This window comes from Aquimarina callyspongiae, from assembly GCF_034322225.1.
Lineage (GTDB): Bacteria > Bacteroidota > Bacteroidia > Flavobacteriales > Flavobacteriaceae > Aquimarina.
Map to the genome: position 1 here is coordinate 798,449 of NZ_JAXLPA010000002.1, position 18,881 is coordinate 817,329.

Here is an 18,881-nt window from a genome sequence, read left to right on the forward strand (position 1 = left end):
AATCAATTAAAATTTAAAGTTAATACCTAAGCTAATCTGCTGTTGTAGTTCTCTATATGCATTAGAAATTTGAAGCCTATCATAATTAAAATTATAGTATACTTTGGCATCAAAATGATTAGAGAGTTTATATTTATATTCAGTACTCCATAAAACACTTTGGTAGCGTTTTAATGAATAAAAGTTTTCATCAAAAGTTGAAGTTCTCCACAAAATAAAAGGAAGTGTTAGTTTAGATGATAATGAATGTTTTTCATTTACTCGAAAAGTAAAACGACCAGCTATTCCTAATTTTTGTTGAAAATCATATAGCTGCCATTTAAGGTAAGAAGATACATTCGTTTGTGTCTGCAAACCCAAATGTATGGTAAGCTTATTATTATCAAAAACCCGTTTTAAAGAAGAAAAGTTTAGTGTTATTTTCGAATATTGGGGATTAAGTTCTGGAATTATATGTGTCTCTAATTCTGAATTCAAATAATCTAACTGTACTTCAAAAAGTTTTTCTCTTTTGGTAATACGAGTATATCTTAATTGATAGTTTAGAGCATTGTAATCATAACTGGATACTGGAGCAAAATCTAAGTTTTTTAAAAATCCAGAATTATAACCTGTTGAAAATTCAAAACTATTCTTTTTTTGAATTTTATCCTGAGCATAGAGCGATAAAATAGATAGACATAAAATAGCAAAAACATATTTTCTCATTTATTGATTTTCAACCAAAACAAATGAAAAAAAGGTATTGAAAAATATTAATTTGATGAACGTAGAATAGTTAATGATGAACGTTTAAAAATACTCTAACATAAATAAATTATACTTTCCTTTGTTCAAAATGCTCAAAATGAATATATCCAAAATAATGTTAGTAGCAGGACACATATTGTTCTGGTTATTTAGTTATTGGTTTATTGCTTTTGGATCGGATCTTAACTGGAATGGATTCTCGACTTATAATAATAGTTTAGCCTATGCCTATACTTATGGACTTATTTTTAATGCGGTTTTGTTTTACACACAGGTTTTTTGGTTATTCTCAAAGATATACAAACGTAAAAAAAAGGTATTGTTTTATGTACTAACAATTACATTGATTGTTAGCATTACTGTAATCGAAACGTATGGTGATTATATCCTATATGATGTATATGATATACGTAATGAATCCTTGTCAGGAAGTTTCATTAGTAATTTTTTGGTTCACATAATCTATACTATTGCAGGCTTTTATTATGCTCTTAAATTTGATTATAGAAAGTCAGAAAAAATAAAACAACAGCTTTTAGAAGAAACTTATAAAACCGAATTAAAATATCTAAAAGCTCAATTAAACCCCCATTTTTTATTTAATGGTATCAATAGTATTTATCATTTAATTGGTAAAAATGACGATTTAGCCAAACAAACTTTGCTTCAGTTTTCAGGTTTATTACGCTATCAATTATATGAAAGCAATACTCATATTTTATTAGAGAAAGAACTAGATTACGTATTAAAGTTTATTAAAATTGAAGAAACCCGAAGAGGCTCAGATATTCAATTAGATTATGATGTTAAATCCGAGAATCCTACATTAAAAATAACGCCTTTATTGTTGATACCCTTTATCGAGAATGCTTTTAAACATTGTAGTAATAACATAGATGGCAGTACAAATATTATTAAAATTAAAATTGAAGAAGTAGGAGGTACACTTTATCTAAATGTTGTAAATAGTTATGATGAATCAACTTATAAAAAGAAAGTAGGAGGAATAGGGTTAAACAATGTACAAAAACGTTTGTTGCTATTATATCCAGACCAACACCAACTAAGTATAAAAAAAGATGAAACTAATCATATCGTAAATCTCTCTATTAACTTATAAATCTCAAAAATGAAACAACTAAACTGTTTAATTATAGATGATGAGCCTATAGCTAGAGAAGGCATTGCAGACTATTGTAATGAGATTTCGTCTTTAAATGTTATTGCTCTATGTAAGAATGTATTGCAAGCAAACCATTATTTAGAAAGTAATCAAATCGATTTAATTTTTTTGGATATCAATATGCCGCTAGTAACAGGAATTGATTGGTTAAAAGGCTTAAAAAATTCTCCTTCAATTATTATGACAACGGCATATGAAGAATATGCTCTGGAAAGTTTCGCTTATAATGTTTTAGATTATTTAGTAAAGCCCATTTCATTTGAACGTTTTTTACAGGCAGTTAATAAAGTTGATAACTATCATGGTAATAACACTGAAAATAAAGTTCTGTTTTTAAAAAGTGAAAAACAGCTTAAAAAAATAAACGTAAATGATATTCTATTTGTAGAAGCAATGCAAAATTATATTAAAGTAATAACACTAGAAGAGGCCATAATTACTCACATATCTTTAAAGAATTTCAAAGATCAACTATCAGAAGATAATTTTGTTCAAACACATAAATCCTATATAGTCTCAAAATATAAAGTGGATAAAATTATAGAGAATCAAATTATTATTGCCGATTATAAAATCCCTATTAGTGTTCGTTTAAGAAAAACCGTTTTAAATAGTTTTAAGAAATAGCACGTTTTATCCAGGTATAGCGTAAGTTTTTTTTATTTTAAATCTTCTTCAACTATATTCTTTCTAAAAGATTCTGAAAAAATATAATAAAATACGGCTATACCCGAAGCAAGGTTGGGAGGTATATAGAATTGGATAATATCTAAATAGTATATAACAATTCAGAAACATATTACGACGATTCAAAATATTATGGTTTCATTTTTTTGTCAATCATAAGATATTTGAACTGCTGACAATAGCTCATTTTTTCGGGTTGCACGGCATATAAATAATTCCGTTATTCGCATTATAGCTATCTAGAAAATGGAAAACTACCAATTGAAATCAGATTATTACTGTAACTGTTTTCGGGCTAGTATATACATCATAGATTGGGTATGTACTATAATCAAATAAAACAAGGAATACCATTAATAAGCTTATAAATCATTATGCTATTTAATAAAAAGAAACGTATACAATATTTAGGATTTAACGATGTGTGGTTTTCGATTGTTGGTATTTTGATTTTAAGTCTTAGTACGGATTATATCTTTAATAATTCTTTTCAGATTTACCCATTAGGGTTAGCCTTTTATAGTTGGGGTGCTTCCTTAATCGTAACCATTTGTGATTGGCTGGCTATACGAAGGATATTAATCTTTTTACGTAAAAAGTATCCTGATTTTCGTGATGATGTAAAGCGTATGGTCATTTTTTTCTTCGCCATTGTGACTACCATACTCGTTGTGGATTATGTGGGAGGGCATCTGATTGAGTATATATATCGTCTTTTAGGTAAAAATGCAAATTATATCACACAGTTAAAAGTGTTGCTACCGGTCACCTTAGTAACTATAATGATTATGGCAATATACGAAGCTATGTATTATTATGTGAGGTTAAAAACATCTATTAGAGCCGAAGAACAAGCTAAACAAGTAATGATTCAAGCACAATTAGATACGCTTAGGAATCAGGCACAACCACATTTTTTATTCAATAGTTTAAATACATTACGGGATATTATTGATCAAGATTCTAAAGAAGATGCAAAAGGATTTGTTGATAACCTATCTGATGTTTACCGTTTTATTATTGAGTCTGGTAATTCAAATTTAATTTCCTTAGAAAAAGAATTGAAATTTGCCAAAGCCTATATTCATATTCAATCAGAAAGATTTGGAGAGAACTTAAAGCTAAATTGGAATATTCCTGAAGATAAACTCTTAGTAATGATAGTACCTATGAGTTTACAACTTTTACTGGAAAATGCTATAAAACACAACATCGTTTCTAAATCCAAACCTTTACTTATCACTGTTGCCATTAAAGACGATACCTTGGTAGTGAGTAACAAAATTCAAGCAAAATCAACACAAACACCATCTACAAAAATTGGATTAAAGAATATTAAAAAACGGTATCAACTAATATCTAGTAAAACACCTATTATCAATAATGACGGGGAGCATTTTACAGTTTCTCTTCCATTATTAAAATCAACAAAAGAAAAGTCATGAAATAAGCCATAAGAATTAAATTGATATTACATGATTGTATGGCGATTCCATCTGACTAATAAAAAACAATAAATATAAACAGATGAAAATACTAATCGTTGAAGATGAACCTCGTGCCGCAAGTCAATTACAAAACTTGTTAAATAAAAGTGTTTTTGATTTTGAAGTACTAACTGTTATAGATTCTGTTGAAGATACTGTTTTATGGTTTAGAAAAAATATGGCACCAGATTTAGTGTTCATGGATATTCAATTAGCAGACGGCTTAAGTTTTGAGATTTTTCAGAAAGTAGAAGTAACTGCACCTATTATTTTCACCACGGCCTTTGATCAATATGCCATTCAAGCATTTAAAGTAAATAGTATTGACTATTTACTAAAACCCATTAAACAAAACGACTTAGACGCTGCTTTAAACAAATTCTCAAAATCTAAAAGTCTATCAAATCCTATAGGACCCAATATTTTAAAAGAACTTTTGAGTAGTATTCAAACGCCACAAAAACGTTCAGGAATATTGGTAAAAGAGGGAAGTGGTTTTGTACAAATAAGGATATCCGAGCTTTTATATATGTATTCACAAGATAGCATCACTTTTGGTATCACCCATAACAAACGCTACATCATAGATGAGACTATGGATCAATTATTTGATTCTTTAGATGACACCAAGTTTTATAGAATTAATAGAGGTCAGATTATCTCCAAAATTTCAATTCAGAAAATAGAACCATACTTTAATCATCGTGTAAAGTTATCTGTTTCAAATCCAAGAGATCAGGAGTTTATTGTGAGCAGACAAAAGACAAGTGATTTTAAAGATTGGATGAACAAATAAATAGCTTGTGACGTTTCAAGTATAAAAAACTACACTTCAACAAAAAGGGCTATTCTTACATTCATAATAGGGCAATATTTGTGATATAATAATTAACAATAAAAAATTATATCATGAGATCAAAACTTATAATAACAATCCTTTTATTGACTACCATATCGCTTTGTGCACAGTCAACTAAAACTACAAACGCCTATAAAGAAATCGTAAATAAAACCGATGCTATCTATGAAAATCTAGTTAAAGTCAGAAGAGATTTACATATGCACCCAGAGGTATCTAAGCAAGAAAAAAGAACATCCAAAATCGTTGCAGAGTATCTAGAAAAAATAGGTTTGGAAGTAAAAACTAATATCGGAGGTAATGGTGTAGTAGGAATTTTAAAAGGTGGGAAAAAAGGAAGAAAAATAGCATGGAGAGCCGATATGGATGCTATAAAAACAAATGAACCAGATGTTGTTGATTTTAAATCCAAAAATAAAGGGGTACGACATATTTGCGGTCATGATGTCCATACAACAATTGGTTTAGGAATAGCCACGGTATTATCACAACAGAAAGAAGATCTGGAAGGCACGGTGTACTTTATTTTCCAACCGGCAGAAGAAACTTTTACAGGAGCAAAAGATATGATTAAAGATGGGCTTTTTGACATCATTAAGCCAGATGAAATTTATGGCTTACATATTGGTCCAGAAGCATCCGGAATTATCAATGTTAAAGCTAATGAGTTATTTGCACACACAAAAACCCTAAAGGTTGAATTTAAACCTAATACCGATAATAAAGAGTTAGAAAACTTTATGAATGGTATATTAAAAGGTTTTGTTCGTAATATTGAACAGAAAGGATCACCTTGGGATATCATAAGTAAGATTTCAGATCCTAAAATAGGGTTGACAAGCAAAGAAACAATTTTTAAAGATTACTTTATTCTACAAGGAGCAAGACTTCAAACAGATCAAGATAAGGGGACTACTTTTTATAATGCAAGTTTTCTTGAAACTGATATAAAAAAAGTGAATAGCTTACCTCTACAAATCAAAAAACAAATCCTTAATTCTAAATTTAAAGATTCTTTTATCTCCATTGGATATTCAAAGGATTATGCAGGAACCCCTATAAATGATGCTGAACTCACAAAAATTGCATCACAAACAATTGCTAGTTTTTATAACAAAGACATGTTTAAACCACTGTACGGACAAGTTCCTTATTTTGGCGAAGATTTTATGTTTTATCAGCAAAAAGTACCAGGAGTATTCTTTTTCCTAGGAGGATCTAATATTGAAAAAGGTATAAGTTCTATGCCACATACACCCAACTTTGCTGTAGATGAAACAACCATAAAATATGGTGTACAATCTTTTGCTTCTTTAATCTTTGAAAGAGTAAACAGCAAATAAAAGAATCTCTTATAATTCATCAATTAATAATCAAAACTCTTGAAATAAATTCAGGTAAAAAAATAGCATCATGAAAAAAATACTAATTATCCTCAACCTATTTCTATTTTCTCAATTATGGTCTCAAGAGGCTTTAACCAAAGCGCAATGGCAGGAAGACCTTCGTTTTATTCAAAAAACCATACATAAAGACTATTCATTTCTTTTTGTAAAAACAACAAAAGAAGATTTTGATACCCAAGTTGAAACACTATATAGAGACATTCCTAATTTACAAGAACACGAAATTATTGTTGGTCTTTCACGTATCGTGTCTTTATTCAAATATGGGCATACTTATGTTAGTTTTCATCAAAAGCCTTTTGAATTTTCACAATTTCCTTTCAATTTGTATGAATTTAATGATGGGATTTATATTCAGGGAACGCATAAGAACTATCCAGAAGCAGTTGGAGCAAAAGTCATAGCGGTAGAAGGGAAGCCGATTTCAGAAGTTCTAAAAGCAATTGAACCAACAGTAGAAGTAGAGAATACACAATATTTTAAAGCTTACGGAATTAATAATATACGATATCCTGAAATCTTACACGCTCAAAAACTGACAAAAACCCTTCAAAATAGGGTAGAACTTACATTAGAAAAAAATGGAAAAGTATTTGTCCAATCCTTTACCGCATTAGCAAAAGGAGAAAGAGTACCTACACACCGTGGTTATGTACATCAAAATGAAAATTGGTTAGATGCAAGAAATCAATCAACAACACCGCTATATCTACAACACTTGGATAAGGTTTACTTTTCAGAATATTTAGCTAAAGAAAAGGCGATGTATGTTAGACATAGTAGAATTAGAGATGAAGCCGAAGAAAGTACTAAGGATTTTTATGCCCGTGTTTTTAATGAAATAGAAACGAATGATACTGAGAAATTAATTATTGATTTACGTTTAAATGGCGGTGGAAACAATTATTTGAATAAAGATGTTATAAAAGGTCTTATTAAAACTGAAAAGATAAATAAAATAGGAAAGTTATTTGTGATTATTGGAAAACGAACCTATTCTGCTTGCCAAAACCTAGTTAATGAAATAGACAATTATACCAACGTTATTTTTGTGGGAGAACCCACAGCAGAAAATGTCAATTTTTGGGGTGATAACCGCCCCGTAAAACTACCAAACAGCACTATTGATATCTCTTTATCGTATTTATGGTGGCAAGATAAGCCAGCTTTAGAAAATGCAGATTGGATAGCCCCTAGCATTCCGGTTACCATGAGTTTTGATGAGTATGCAAACAATCTGGATCCCGTATTAGAAGCAGCATTAACTTTTAATGTACAGGATTTTAAACCTAAGCCGATGGATTATGTAATAAGCTTGTATTTATCTGGACAAACACAAAAACTGGCAGAAGAACTTCCTAAAATGATTCAAGACCCACTTTATGCATTTTGTAATTTTGAAACGGGACTAATTAAACTAGGAAACATTTTATTGCAAAGTGGTCGTGTCCCACAAATTCAGGCTTCCATTCAAGTATTCTCTATGGTTTTAGAGTTATTTCCAAATTCTGCAAACGCTTATAAATATTTAGGGGAATCCTACATTGCAGCCGGAGAAACTCAAAAGGCAAGAGAAGTACTCAAAAAGGCTATTTCTTTAGATAATGATAATGATGGAAAAATTAGCACAGCTGCAAAAGAGATGTTATTAGAGATAGATAAATTATAATTAGTAGTATACTGAAGCTTCGATACTTCACCAAACTCAATACAGGTTTTTTTATCTGTAATTATTCAGTAAGTTACAAAATAGAATCATCCTGAGGATAATTCTATTTTGTGGCTATTTTTATATAGTATAACAGTACTTATCTAATCAAGTTTTTCCTTAAATAATACATACTATTAGAATTAAGCTGATAATCTATTCCAGGTATAAAAGAAGTAATAGTTTTATGAGCAAACTTTGGTCTCAGATCTGGTATAACATCAACCATTTTTTGATAATAAGATCTTAGTGTTTCAGTACTCTTTTTAATACTTTGAAACTGTAACCAATTTAAGTAATCCGTAGAATCTTCTATTAACTCTAATTCTTGTAAGCAGAGAACAATATTTAGTAATGAATTATTAATGGCTATATCATTATATTCATCCTGTACCTGTATAACAATTTCAACAGAATCTATAAGCAACAAAATGGGAGTAAAAAAAGAATGTAATGTATAAGAGTCGTCTAATTTCCTGGTAGCGCAATTCTTTTCTATACAAAAGGCTTTTAAAGCTATAACTTCTGGATATTTATCCTCTTTCTGGCTCATCACACTCTTCAACTTCTAAAGAATCAACAATAGATTTTACAGCGAACGACTTATCGTAAAATTCTAGTACATAATAATTGTAATGATACACCATAAAAGGTTTTATATACTCATTAGATATATTACCCTCTGTAGATATACGCTTTAAACTAATTTCTATTTCATCACCATTTTTAAATACTGAAATCTTTTCAATATAATAAAAATCAGAATCCAAATTAGATGTTATAGCTATAGGATATACAGATGAATCTTCAAACATAGAGCTTGAATCAATAAACTCAATAGAGGTATTAGATTTATATTTACAAGATTTTAAATAAATATCTTCCTGATTATTCGAATCCGGAACTATTTCATTTAATTCTACACTATTAGCTTTTACGCCAGATATAAAGTCAAGTTTTAATAAGATAGTAATTAGGTCTTCTCTGTCTGTATAGACACCATTTTTCTTAAGGATAGATTCTTTTTCTAATAGTTCTCTATTCCTAATGATATTGATAGAATCTTCAATTCTTAACTTTTCTATCTCTTCTTCAGTAGGTTGGTATGTATCTGTTTCGACTTCATATGCATCTGTGTTGGATTCAACATTTTTATTGTTTTGTTTACAAGAAATCAAAAGGATAGAAAGTAGTAGAATAAAACAATTTTTATACATAATAGATGTAATTTTCTATAAATATGAATCATTTGGTTTAGAAAAATGGAGATTATAGACAGATCTATAAACTCGGTGTCATTTCTTTATTCTAAAATAGAATGAACTCCATTTTCTAATTCATATAACGTTGTTATTTCTTTATCCGTTAAGTTTCTATTGAAAATAGATAATTCGTCCATAAGTCCGATATATCCTAATCCTAAATAAATATTAGATTTAGACAACTCCCAGGTAAAAGGTGTATCGATATTCTTACGAGTACCCTTGAGTTTACCATTCATGTACAGAGAAGCCTGTCCATTACTAGTATTTAGATTAGAAAAGTTAATCAAAATATGTGTCCATTGATCACTACCAAAAGGTGGATTTTTTACTCCGGTTAGACGCTTATTAAAAAGGGGGTTCTCATTATCAGGTCCTTCAGGATTTGGATTCCACACGTTTCGATCTCCAATAACTCCTAATCGAAAATCACGAGGATTTTCTTTGGTAAAATCAACCCAAATAGCAGCATCATTATAACTTACATCTGTAATTTGAATAGGATCACAATAGCCAGGTTCTAAATCTGTAGCAGGATCCAAACTTAACCAAAATGACACCGCGCCACTCCAATTTTCTTTACTATAGGCTATATTTTTTTCACTGGGATAATAAATGTTTCCCTTGCTATCCTCTGTAAACACTAACCCAGAACCGTATTTTCCTTTTCCTTCTTGTCTGCTAATATCAGGTTTGTGTAATCCGACCTTTGCAGAATCTATCGCTTTTCTATTAGGTACCGTATACATACGTGCATCACCTAATGAAAAATCTGCGTCAACTCCTTTATCAAAAGATGCGTAAAAAGTGAGTGCTTTTTTTAAATCAGCATTACCATGATCTGTAATTGTAACAGGTGTTTCTTCCGGTTTTTTTTCTTGTTTACAAGAATATAGAGTAACAGCAAAAATGGTAATGATACATACAAACATTCTTCTTATTGATATTATAGACATAACGCAATTGATATTGATAAAACAAACCAAAAATACTAATTAAAACTAAGCTATTTTATCAAATGCAAAATTTATGATATCCTTAAAAGTTCTAGCTCAGAACAATATACTAGGAGGGAAGCGTAACATTAGTAAGGATGTTAAAGAATAATATTTTATTTATATAAGACAAGTAAATAAAATTTATTTTTACTAAAGTAAACGTGTTCTTAAAAGGATTTTAGCAAAGAAATATTGATTTTTACCTATTCATTATGTTATTGATATAAAGTATACGATGTTGACAACTGGACTTATCTTAATTCTTGCCACTCTTGGTTTAGCACAAGGGCTATTCTTAAGTTTTTATGTATTCAGTCTTAAAAACGGAAATAGAAAAAAGCACTTTTTCCTAGGCCTTTTTATATTTGGGTTGACAATTAGAATTGGTAAATCTGTATTGAATTATTACGTGCCATTAGAGAATTGGCAAAACAATATTGGTATTTCAGGAATTTTAATAGCGTCGCCTGCTTTATGGTTATATGGAATTGCCCTTTTTGAAAAGAATGAAACAATTACGTCAAAAGCGTATTTGCATTTCGTGCCATTTATTCTATTCTTAATATTGATTCCATTTGTGCCTAGAAATGGGAATTTTGAATCTTTTTGGAACTACGGTATCGTAGTATTTCATTTGCTTTTTTACCTAATCTTATCTTGGAGGTATCTATATAAAAACAAATTAAAAGTTAGTAAAAATCTATTTAGTTGGTATCAAAAAATTCTAATTGGAACAACGCTCATTTGGTTTCATTATATTGGGAATCTATTAGACTTTACATATTACTACATTAGAGGTCCTATATTTTATTCTTTATTAATTTATGCATTCAGCTATCTTTTTTTACACCAACATCGTTTGCAAATGCAAAAATATAGTAGTTCTCAATTAGATAAAAAAGACTCAAAAACATTGTATCGACAAATTAAAGCTCTTTTCGAAAGCGAAAAGGTTTATCTAGACGATAAAGTCAACCTGAATATGATTTCGGAAAAGTTGAATGTTAAAGCACGAGAAATTTCACAAGCTATCAATGAGAATACAAATCAAAACTTTTATGATTTTGTCAATCAATATCGCATAAAAAAAGCAGAAACTCTTCTAAAAGACTCTTCATATAAAAATGAAAAAATCGCTACCATTGCCTATGAATCAGGTTTTGGAAATGTAACCTCATTTAATTTAGCATTTAAGAAAAAAACAGGTGTAACGCCTTCAGCATACAAAAAAACATAATGTATTTTTTCGTTAAAGGATACGTGTATTTTAAAGTATTTTAATTCAATAATACTGAATATTGTAACATTCAAACAGTATTCAGTTATGAACAGAAAAAAGTTTATTTATGGTTCTATTATTGGTGTAGGTGCAGGTATTGCATTGCCCACCTATTTCCTCTCAACTTCAAAAAGCGAACAATTTAATACGACTAACAGAGAACCCAATCAGCTAAATATAAAACTTATAAAAGATTTTGTAATTGCTGGTCATTCAAAATTAGAATTGGTTAAAGAAATGCTTAACGAGTATCCAAATCTAATCTACACTTCATACGATTGGGGAAATGGTGACTACGAACAAGCTATTGAAGGTGCTGCTCATCTGGGAAACAAAGAAATTGTAAGCTATTTTATTTCAAAGGGAGCAAGACCAAACCTTTTTGCCCTCTCTATGTTGGGTGAAACCAATTTAGTCAAAGCAACTATCGAAACCTATCCAGAATTACTTTTTGCAAAAGGACCGCATGGTCTTACGCTGTTACATCATGCACAAGTTGGACAATCTAAAGAGCTCGAAGACTATTTACTACAAAAGGGGTTAACAAAACGAATGATAAAAATTAGATAATACAATTATGAGAAAAATTTATGTTATGCTCTTAGTATCGTTATTATGTATTCAATGCAATTATAATAATACCGAGTTGTCTATTAATGAACGAGACTTCGCTATTACCCAATTAGATAGATCAAAAGATAGCTTATTAAGCACTATTGATGGTCTAAGTGATACACAGCTTGAGTTTAAAAGTGATGAAGCATCATGGTCTATTGCAGAATGTGTAGAACATGTCACCATATTTGTCGATGAAGTATTTGAAATACTTGAAGAATCTCTTGCGCTTCCAGCGAATCCTGAAAGGCGTAAAGATGTGAAATTTTCGGATGAGGAGTTGATTGCATTTGTACAAGACAGAACAAATAAAACTAAAACGCAAGAAGATTTCGAACCGAATAAAATTTACGGTGATAACGATCAAACAATCAACATATATCTAGACAAATTAAAAAAACACATTGATTATCTACAAAACACAAAAGATGACCTACGAAATCATTATGTAAATTTTGGCACCGTAGATGCTTACCAAATTTTCTTATACATGGCTGCGCACACCAATCGTCATATAGCACAGATAAAAGAAATCAAAAACAATGTACACTTTCCTAAAAACTAAATATAATCAAATGAAAAGAATAGCAATTTTAGGCATATTGATCATTTTATCGATAGCTTGTAAAAACAACTCAAAAAGTAATAGTGCAGTAGAAAACTCACAAAATTATTCTGACCTGACACCTCTAGAAGTTGTCAATAAAAGGATGAGTTATTTTAATGACCACAACTATGACGAGTTCATAAAGCTTTATAACACCAATGTTGAAGTTTATACATATCCAGATAAGATGATGGGTAAAGGTTCTGATAGATTGGCTTCAATTTTTAAAACAGATTTTGAAAACAAATCAGTATCGGTAAAAATTGTGAATCAAATGGACAATGGTCCTTATGTTATCAACCATGAAATTGTTACCAACGACGGAAAAGAAAAGAAATACATTTCTATTTATAAAGTGGAGCAGGGGTTAATTAGTAGTGTTAGCTTTGTACGAGAATTTTAAACGGCATCCATAATATTTATTAATTCTCTTTAAGTCTTTGCGAGTTCTCAGCCTTTCTAATATATTCTGTAGGAGTAAAATTTGTTATCTCTTTAAATGCTTTGTAAAAGGTAGATTTGGAATTGAATCCAACTTCAAATGCAATAGAAACTAATGTAAATTCTTTATGCTTATTTTCATTTATCATTTGTAAAAAATACTCAACACGATATTCGTTAACCAGTTCGTAAAAAGTTTTTTTATAGATATTGTTTAGAACCCAGGATAGTTTATTAGTTGTAGTATTAATTTCATTAGCTAGAATTGATAAACTTAATTCTGATCTGCAATAGCCTTTCTTTTCTTCTAAGAAGTTGTCAACCAAATTTTGAATCTCATTTATTTCTTTTTCATCAAGCTTATTCTTTTTTTTAGATTCGTTTTCCTTATTTAAAGGAAACCTAATTTTAAACACTTCAGGATGTTTTAAATTATAAAAGCCTACTATATAAATTTGTATACCAAAAATTAAACATGATATATCCCAGATCATTCTAATATCGATAGGTAATTTAACAACAAAACGTTCAATAATACCTAACAACCAAAAAATCATATAAACCAACAAGCAAATGAGCATGATCTTTATATACTTTATAATGGTTTGATTAAAGGATAGTTCTTGTCCTTCATTCTTCTTATAGTAATTTAGTAGTCTATTAGATTTGAATAAATAAGCCGAAATAAAAACAAAAAATATGACGTCGTTACAAAACAATAAAGTGTAAAAATAACTACTGACATCTTTTATTGAATCGTAAATATAAATATGATAAAAACAGTATGCTAGATACAAGAGTGCTGGTAAATAGTGGTAGTACTCTAACTGATAGTTTCCATTTTTATAAAAAAGTAACCGCCTAATATAAGTATAAACTAAAGGCCCAATAAAAAGATAAAAAGTATTAATGATATTGCTATATTTCCTCAAAAAGTCTCTTTCAAACTCGTGGCCAATAGCCCTTTCGAATAAAAAAAAACAATAGATAGCCAATAAGTACTGTATAGTCCTGTTTGCTCCAGTATGCTTTTTAGGGATATACTGAATGGCAACAATCAAAAAAATACACTGACCAATAATTAATATCAGAAAAAGCTCATATAGCGATATACTCATCCATTTAAAATTTTAACATTGTTGTGTTTTAGTCTAACATAAAAATAGTCTGATACTATAGTTTAGGACATCTAATAACTAAAACTGTTACATCTGATGTACAAAAAAAGTTTTCTTTACAAAAAAACCACAATCATGAAATCAAATCATTTTTTAGTGCTTATTGCATGTCTATTAATATCGTGCAAGAATAATAGTCAGTCAAAATCAGATAATACATCTTCAGATGAAATAGAGAATTTATACTTTTCGACAGTAGACTTTACAAAAGCTAAAATTTCCTCAGAAGAATATTCAAAAAACTTCAATTTGCATAACGATGCCTACCTTAGTATGGTTTTTAATTTAGACAAACCATTGATACAAAGCCTTCAAGAATTAGCTCCAACCTTATCTGAAGATGAATTATTAAGCAAAGGAAATTTTCAATTTTCATATTTAGTAGATGGAAAATTAATTTATATAGAGAACTTAAACACAGGAGCAGGACCAAAAACACGTAAAACAGAAAAACTTAGACAAGTAATACCATTAGTAACACCTGAACAAATTAATTTTTGGGGTTGGTTTATGTGGCAACGATTTATGAAAATTAATGGCGGCCTAGATGCATTTACAGAAGGAAACCATACGTTAAGCATAGAAGTAAAACCATATTTAAAGGATGGTACATTAAAAGTTGGCCCTCTTTTGGCAAAAGGAAATATCGCTGTAGAAGTTCCTAAAATAATTATAGATGAAAGCCTAGTTCCTGTTCAAAAAATAGAAACTAATAGTGGTTGGGAAATTTCTAAAGATAATTTTGACAACAATAAAATTGAAGCACTCAATAGAAAAATTATAGAAGGTAGGTTTGAAGATATTAACGGAATTATAGTTATTAAAGAAGGAGAACTCTTAATAGAAGAATATTTTAACGGTACAACAAGAGATAGTTTACACAATCCAATGTCAGTAGGAAAATCATTTGCTTCCACAATAATGGGTATAGCCATTAAAGACAAATTCATAAAAGATGAAAATGTTTTATTAAAAGATTTTTACGATTTAAAATCATACGAGAATTATAGTGCTAAAAAAGATTCTGTAACATTAAAATCACTTTTAACCATGAGTTCTGGATTTCTTGGCAATGATAATGACGATGACAGTCCAGGGACTGAATATAAAATGCAATCTACTGATAATTGGGTGAAATTCACGTTGGATTTACCTATGCATAAAGATAAAGTAATTGGCAAAGACTATAATTACTTTACTGCTGGTTCTAATTTGTTAGGGGATATCATTCATAAATCAGTTCCTGAAGGACTCGTTTCTTATGCTGATAATAAACTATTTGCTCCCTTAGGTATTACCAATTACAAATGGTTTTATACTCCTCAAAATATTGCATATACCGGTGGAGGAATACAACTACGAGCCATTGATTTTGCTAAATATGGACAACTTTATAAAAACAAGGGTAAATGGAATGGTAAACAAATCCTCACTGAAGAATGGGTGGAAAAAAGTTTAGCTAAACAAGTATCTCGGGACTATGCAGATGCAAGGGAAGATGGATATTATGGATACCTTTTTTTTAATAATATATTTAAAGTAGATGGCAAAAAATACGAAGTTTTTTTTTCTGCGGGTAATGGGGGTAATAAGATCTTTATTTTTAAAGACATTCCTTTTGTTGCGGTTATCACTGCCTCGGCATATGGTAATATAAGTGCTCAAATCGATGTTAATAAAATGATGACTGATTATATATTACCTGCAATAATAGACAAAGATTAAAACTAGTTGATATGCTGCCTTGAATTTTATGGTGAAACATTAAAAAACGTAATGGAACCTTATTTACCGAAACGATCCCGATAGTTATCGGGAGAGAGTAGTAGGGGAATGTGTATGGAATGGGATTTGATTTCTACCGTTTCATCTAACCTTTTAATTGTTTTTATTTAGGAATTTTTATATCAATTTTAAACAATTAACCTTCAAGTATATCAAAAAAATATAGAGTTTATTTAAATCCAAGGAAATTATTTTTGATTATATACTTCAAGTTATTTATAATGTTTTTTGTCTAAAATTCTAGAAAATAAAAAGTATGAACTTGTTTTAATGACTCTGATGATACTTCAATACCCCTTTGATTACTGCTAATTAGCTTAGATGTCGTAAAGATGTCGTAAAGAATTCACAAGCGTTGTAATGTGTTATATTTAATTTTGATCCAATCTTTTTAAATAAATATAACTATGAAATTACTTCTCACATCCCTTTTTTTTCTTTTGATAGTGAATATTAGTTTTAGTCAAGATTTAGAATCACAAATAGATAATATAGTTTCTTCAATTTATAAAGAAAATGAACCAGGAATTGTAATGTTAATAGCTAAAGATGGTAAACCCATTTATAGAAAAGCGTATGGTAAATCAAATTTAGAACTGGAAACACCAATTACATTGAATAGTGTGTTACAAATTGGGTCTATCACAAAGCAATTCACTGCAATAGCCATTTTAATGTTAGAGGAGAAGGGTAAACTTAGAGTTAAAGATGAGATTATAAAATATATACCTGATTATCCCACAAAAGGTAAGGTTATTACGATACATCATTTGTTAAATCACACATCTGGTATTAAGAACAGTACACCTTCGGGCAATCAGAGTTTAATAGCTAGAACCGATATGACATCCACAGAACTTATTAATTATTTTAAGAATAAACCTATGGATTTTGAACCGGGAGAACAGTTTAAATATAGCAATGCGGGTTATATAATTCTTGGGCGTATTATAGAAATTGTTTCAGGTTTATCATATGAAGATTTTATTGAAAAAAATATTTTCGAAAAACTTGGTATGACAAAATCTTATTATGGCAGTAATAAGGAAATCATTAAAAATAGAGCCGCTGGATATCAATATATACACAATAAATATATCAACGCGGATTATATGAGTTTGACATTACCATACTCAGCGGGCTCATTAATGTCCAACGTAGATGATTTATTAAAATGGCATAATGCTATCACATCAAATACATTAATTAAGCGTTCTAGTTTGAAAAAAGCAATAAACCCATCAACACTTAACGATGGGAAGAAGATTCCATATGGATATGGTTGGAGAATAGGAAATTTAAATGGTTCAAAAGTAATTGCTCACAATGGTGGTACTTTTGGGTATACCGCCAGCGGCATTTTTATAGTCAAAGAAAATATTTATATTATCGCATTAACCAATTGCAATTGTAAGCGTATTAAAAATGTACCAGACGTCACAAAGAAAATTGCAACTATGATTATCAACCAAACTTCAACTATAGAAAAAACGGTAGAAATTTCATCAGAAATACTTAAGCAATATATAGGCACTTACAGATTGAAGCCTAATGCTAATATTAAAATAATCAAGATAGGTAATTCACTCTTTCTTCAAGCTCCAAGAGAATTAAGAAAGAATGAGCTTTTTGCTAAAGATGAGAATCATTTTTTTGTAAAGGGTTCTTCGGTTAAAATAATATTCAATTCAAATGATAAAGGAAAAATTGTCAGCCTAACTTTAAACCAAGGAACGAGACAAGTTAGAGCCAATAAAATTAAGTAATTAAAAAGTGTAATGAAGAATAAAGATTTAGCAAAAAAAATAAAAGAGTTGAGAAACCGAAAAGGAATGTCTCAAGAAATGCTTGCCGAAGAATCAGGCTTGAGTTTAAGAACTATTCAAAGAATTGAAAAAAGTAAAACGGATCCAACAGGCGATACCCTTAAAAGATTATCCAATGCTCTAGATGTTACTCCAGATGAGCTAATTGATTGGACAATAAAAGAGGATAGGAGGTTTTTGAAAATTCTTAATTTATCTGCACTTACCTATGTATTCTTTCCTATACTTGGAATTCTGGTGCCATTTATATTGTGGATTCTAAGAAAAGATAAATTAAAAGACATTAATAAAGTTGGAAAAGATATTGTCAATTTTCAAATAACATGGACTATTTTACTTTTCTTCATCCCATTAATTTCAATAATTCTTGGTGCAACTCAAGAGGTATCTTGGCGTATTATTATTAATTCTAACCTAGTGTTTTTAATAGTTATGTATGTAATGAATTTTATATTTATAATTTTTAATACATTCCGAATTCACAACAAAAAGGATATAAAATATTATCCGAAAATTATTTTTTTAAGATTATAAATACAATAAAATGGTAAATGTCTATTAAGACAATTAAAATAAAAAAGAATACTTTGGCTAGAAATGATTTGTCTCATTGATTGACAAACAAAATAATGGAAAGGTTTCAATCTATTTCTAAGCAATCTTAACGAGTTCAATGCTTTCTAAAATATAGTGATTGTGCCGTGCATTGTTTCTCCAACGCGCCAGCTCGCTGCTTCACTTTTTTATTGAGAGAGGGAAGGAGTTTTACTCGCCCCATCCAAGATATTCACAGCCATTCTTTCGTCATAA

Annotated in this window: 18 protein-coding genes; 13 read left to right on the plus strand and 5 right to left on the minus strand. The window is 29.7% G+C overall.

Going from position 1 to position 18,881, the window contains the following annotated elements:
* Positions 1–6 precede the first annotated feature (6 nt).
* Positions 7–708: a hypothetical protein gene (locus U0D62_RS10600; protein ID WP_322287254.1), complete on the minus strand. Its 702-nt coding sequence runs from the start codon at positions 706–708 to the stop codon at positions 7–9.
* A gap of 139 nt (positions 709–847) precedes the next feature.
* Here U0D62_RS10600 and U0D62_RS10605 point away from each other — a divergent pair, with 139 nt between their 5' ends.
* From U0D62_RS10605 to U0D62_RS10630, 6 genes are all read left to right on the plus strand, one after another.
* Positions 848–1,870, plus strand: coding sequence for a sensor histidine kinase (locus U0D62_RS10605; RefSeq protein ID WP_322287255.1), 1,023 nt, complete (start codon positions 848–850; stop codon positions 1,868–1,870).
* Between the two features lie 9 nt (positions 1,871–1,879).
* A complete protein-coding gene (locus U0D62_RS10610) occupies positions 1,880–2,560 on the plus strand; it encodes a LytR/AlgR family response regulator transcription factor (RefSeq protein WP_322287256.1) in 681 nt (226 codons plus the stop codon).
* 434 nt (positions 2,561–2,994) lie between these two features.
* Positions 2,995–4,065 (plus strand): sensor histidine kinase, encoded by a 1,071-nt coding sequence (locus U0D62_RS10615; protein WP_322287257.1) that lies wholly within the window; start codon positions 2,995–2,997, stop codon positions 4,063–4,065.
* 82 nt (positions 4,066–4,147) lie between these two features.
* Positions 4,148–4,903, plus strand: coding sequence for a LytR/AlgR family response regulator transcription factor (locus tag U0D62_RS10620; protein WP_322287258.1), 756 nt, complete (start codon positions 4,148–4,150; stop codon positions 4,901–4,903).
* 113 nt (positions 4,904–5,016) lie between these two features.
* On the plus strand, positions 5,017–6,309 hold the full coding sequence (locus tag U0D62_RS10625) for a M20 metallopeptidase family protein (protein WP_322287259.1): 1,293 nt from the start codon (positions 5,017–5,019) through the stop codon (positions 6,307–6,309).
* A 70-nt stretch (positions 6,310–6,379) separates the two neighbouring features.
* Entirely contained in the window at positions 6,380–8,041 is a 1,662-nt protein-coding gene (locus tag U0D62_RS10630; protein ID WP_322287260.1) for a tetratricopeptide repeat protein, read from the plus strand.
* Positions 8,042–8,180: 139 nt separating this feature from the next.
* On the opposite strand, the gene U0D62_RS10635 is transcribed toward U0D62_RS10630, so the two are convergent.
* From U0D62_RS10635 to U0D62_RS10645, 3 genes are all read right to left on the minus strand, one after another.
* Positions 8,181–8,633 (minus strand): hypothetical protein, encoded by a 453-nt coding sequence (locus tag U0D62_RS10635; protein WP_322287261.1) that lies wholly within the window; start codon positions 8,631–8,633, stop codon positions 8,181–8,183.
* Positions 8,614–9,297 carry a hypothetical protein gene (locus U0D62_RS10640; protein ID WP_322287262.1) on the minus strand — a complete coding sequence of 228 codons (684 nt, stop codon included), beginning with the start codon at positions 9,295–9,297 and terminating at the stop codon, positions 8,614–8,616. Before U0D62_RS10640 ends, U0D62_RS10635 begins: the two co-directional genes overlap by 20 nt.
* Positions 9,298–9,383: 86 nt before the next feature.
* Positions 9,384–10,298, minus strand: coding sequence for a LamG-like jellyroll fold domain-containing protein (locus tag U0D62_RS10645; protein WP_322287263.1), 915 nt, complete (start codon positions 10,296–10,298; stop codon positions 9,384–9,386).
* A gap of 277 nt (positions 10,299–10,575) precedes the next feature.
* Between U0D62_RS10645 and U0D62_RS10650 the strand changes: the two genes are divergently transcribed.
* The 4 genes from U0D62_RS10650 to U0D62_RS10665 all read left to right on the plus strand — a co-directional run bounded on the left by U0D62_RS10650 (position 10,576) and on the right by U0D62_RS10665 (position 13,244).
* The gene (locus U0D62_RS10650; RefSeq protein ID WP_322287264.1) at positions 10,576–11,577 is read left to right on the plus strand and encodes a helix-turn-helix domain-containing protein; all 1,002 of its coding nucleotides are present in this window, start codon (positions 10,576–10,578) and stop codon (positions 11,575–11,577) included.
* 87 nt (positions 11,578–11,664) lie between these two features.
* Positions 11,665–12,189 carry a hypothetical protein gene (locus U0D62_RS10655; RefSeq protein WP_322287265.1) on the plus strand — a complete coding sequence of 175 codons (525 nt, stop codon included), beginning with the start codon at positions 11,665–11,667 and terminating at the stop codon, positions 12,187–12,189.
* A 25-nt stretch (positions 12,190–12,214) separates the two neighbouring features.
* Positions 12,215–12,799 (plus strand): DinB family protein, encoded by a 585-nt coding sequence (locus U0D62_RS10660; RefSeq protein ID WP_322287266.1) that lies wholly within the window; start codon positions 12,215–12,217, stop codon positions 12,797–12,799.
* Positions 12,800–12,809: 10 nt separating this feature from the next.
* Entirely contained in the window at positions 12,810–13,244 is a 435-nt protein-coding gene (locus U0D62_RS10665; protein ID WP_322287267.1) for a hypothetical protein, read from the plus strand.
* Positions 13,245–13,263: 19 nt separating this feature from the next.
* On the opposite strand, the gene U0D62_RS10670 is transcribed toward U0D62_RS10665, so the two are convergent.
* Entirely contained in the window at positions 13,264–13,698 is a 435-nt protein-coding gene (locus U0D62_RS10670) for a helix-turn-helix domain-containing protein (protein ID WP_322287268.1), read from the minus strand.
* Positions 13,699–14,535: 837 nt separating this feature from the next.
* Here U0D62_RS10670 and U0D62_RS10675 point away from each other — a divergent pair.
* From U0D62_RS10675 to U0D62_RS10685, 3 genes are all read left to right on the plus strand, one after another.
* Entirely contained in the window at positions 14,536–16,185 is a 1,650-nt protein-coding gene (locus U0D62_RS10675; RefSeq protein WP_322287269.1) for a serine hydrolase domain-containing protein, read from the plus strand.
* 467 nt (positions 16,186–16,652) lie between these two features.
* On the plus strand, positions 16,653–18,011 hold the full coding sequence (locus tag U0D62_RS10680) for a serine hydrolase (RefSeq protein WP_322287270.1): 1,359 nt from the start codon (positions 16,653–16,655) through the stop codon (positions 18,009–18,011).
* A gap of 12 nt (positions 18,012–18,023) precedes the next feature.
* Positions 18,024–18,605: a helix-turn-helix domain-containing protein gene (locus tag U0D62_RS10685; RefSeq protein WP_322287271.1), complete on the plus strand. Its 582-nt coding sequence runs from the start codon at positions 18,024–18,026 to the stop codon at positions 18,603–18,605.
* Positions 18,606–18,881 lie beyond the last annotated feature (276 nt).

Bases quoted from the DNA above. Each gene is read 5' to 3' on its own strand.
- U0D62_RS10605 (WP_322287255.1), top strand. From the start codon at position 848: ATGAATATATCCAAAATAATGTTAGTAGCAGGACACATATTGTTCTGG.
- U0D62_RS10625 (WP_322287259.1), top strand. From the start codon at position 5,017: ATGAGATCAAAACTTATAATAACAATCCTTTTATTGACTACCATATCG.
- U0D62_RS10600 (WP_322287254.1), bottom strand. From the start codon at position 708: ATGAGAAAATATGTTTTTGCTATTTTATGTCTATCTATTTTATCGCTC.
- U0D62_RS10620 (WP_322287258.1), top strand. From the start codon at position 4,148: ATGAAAATACTAATCGTTGAAGATGAACCTCGTGCCGCAAGTCAATTA.
- U0D62_RS10675 (WP_322287269.1), top strand. From the start codon at position 14,536: ATGAAATCAAATCATTTTTTAGTGCTTATTGCATGTCTATTAATATCG.
- U0D62_RS10660 (WP_322287266.1), top strand. From the start codon at position 12,215: ATGCTCTTAGTATCGTTATTATGTATTCAATGCAATTATAATAATACC.
- U0D62_RS10650 (WP_322287264.1), top strand. From the start codon at position 10,576: ATGTTGACAACTGGACTTATCTTAATTCTTGCCACTCTTGGTTTAGCA.
- U0D62_RS10645 (WP_322287263.1), bottom strand. From the start codon at position 10,298: ATGTCTATAATATCAATAAGAAGAATGTTTGTATGTATCATTACCATT.
- U0D62_RS10635 (WP_322287261.1), bottom strand. From the start codon at position 8,633: ATGAGCCAGAAAGAGGATAAATATCCAGAAGTTATAGCTTTAAAAGCC.
- U0D62_RS10655 (WP_322287265.1), top strand. From the start codon at position 11,665: ATGAACAGAAAAAAGTTTATTTATGGTTCTATTATTGGTGTAGGTGCA.
- U0D62_RS10630 (WP_322287260.1), top strand. From the start codon at position 6,380: ATGAAAAAAATACTAATTATCCTCAACCTATTTCTATTTTCTCAATTA.
- U0D62_RS10640 (WP_322287262.1), bottom strand. From the start codon at position 9,297: ATGTATAAAAATTGTTTTATTCTACTACTTTCTATCCTTTTGATTTCT.
- U0D62_RS10665 (WP_322287267.1), top strand. From the start codon at position 12,810: ATGAAAAGAATAGCAATTTTAGGCATATTGATCATTTTATCGATAGCT.
- U0D62_RS10685 (WP_322287271.1), top strand. From the start codon at position 18,024: ATGAAGAATAAAGATTTAGCAAAAAAAATAAAAGAGTTGAGAAACCGA.
- U0D62_RS10680 (WP_322287270.1), top strand. From the start codon at position 16,653: ATGAAATTACTTCTCACATCCCTTTTTTTTCTTTTGATAGTGAATATT.
- U0D62_RS10610 (WP_322287256.1), top strand. From the start codon at position 1,880: ATGAAACAACTAAACTGTTTAATTATAGATGATGAGCCTATAGCTAGA.
- U0D62_RS10615 (WP_322287257.1), top strand. From the start codon at position 2,995: ATGCTATTTAATAAAAAGAAACGTATACAATATTTAGGATTTAACGAT.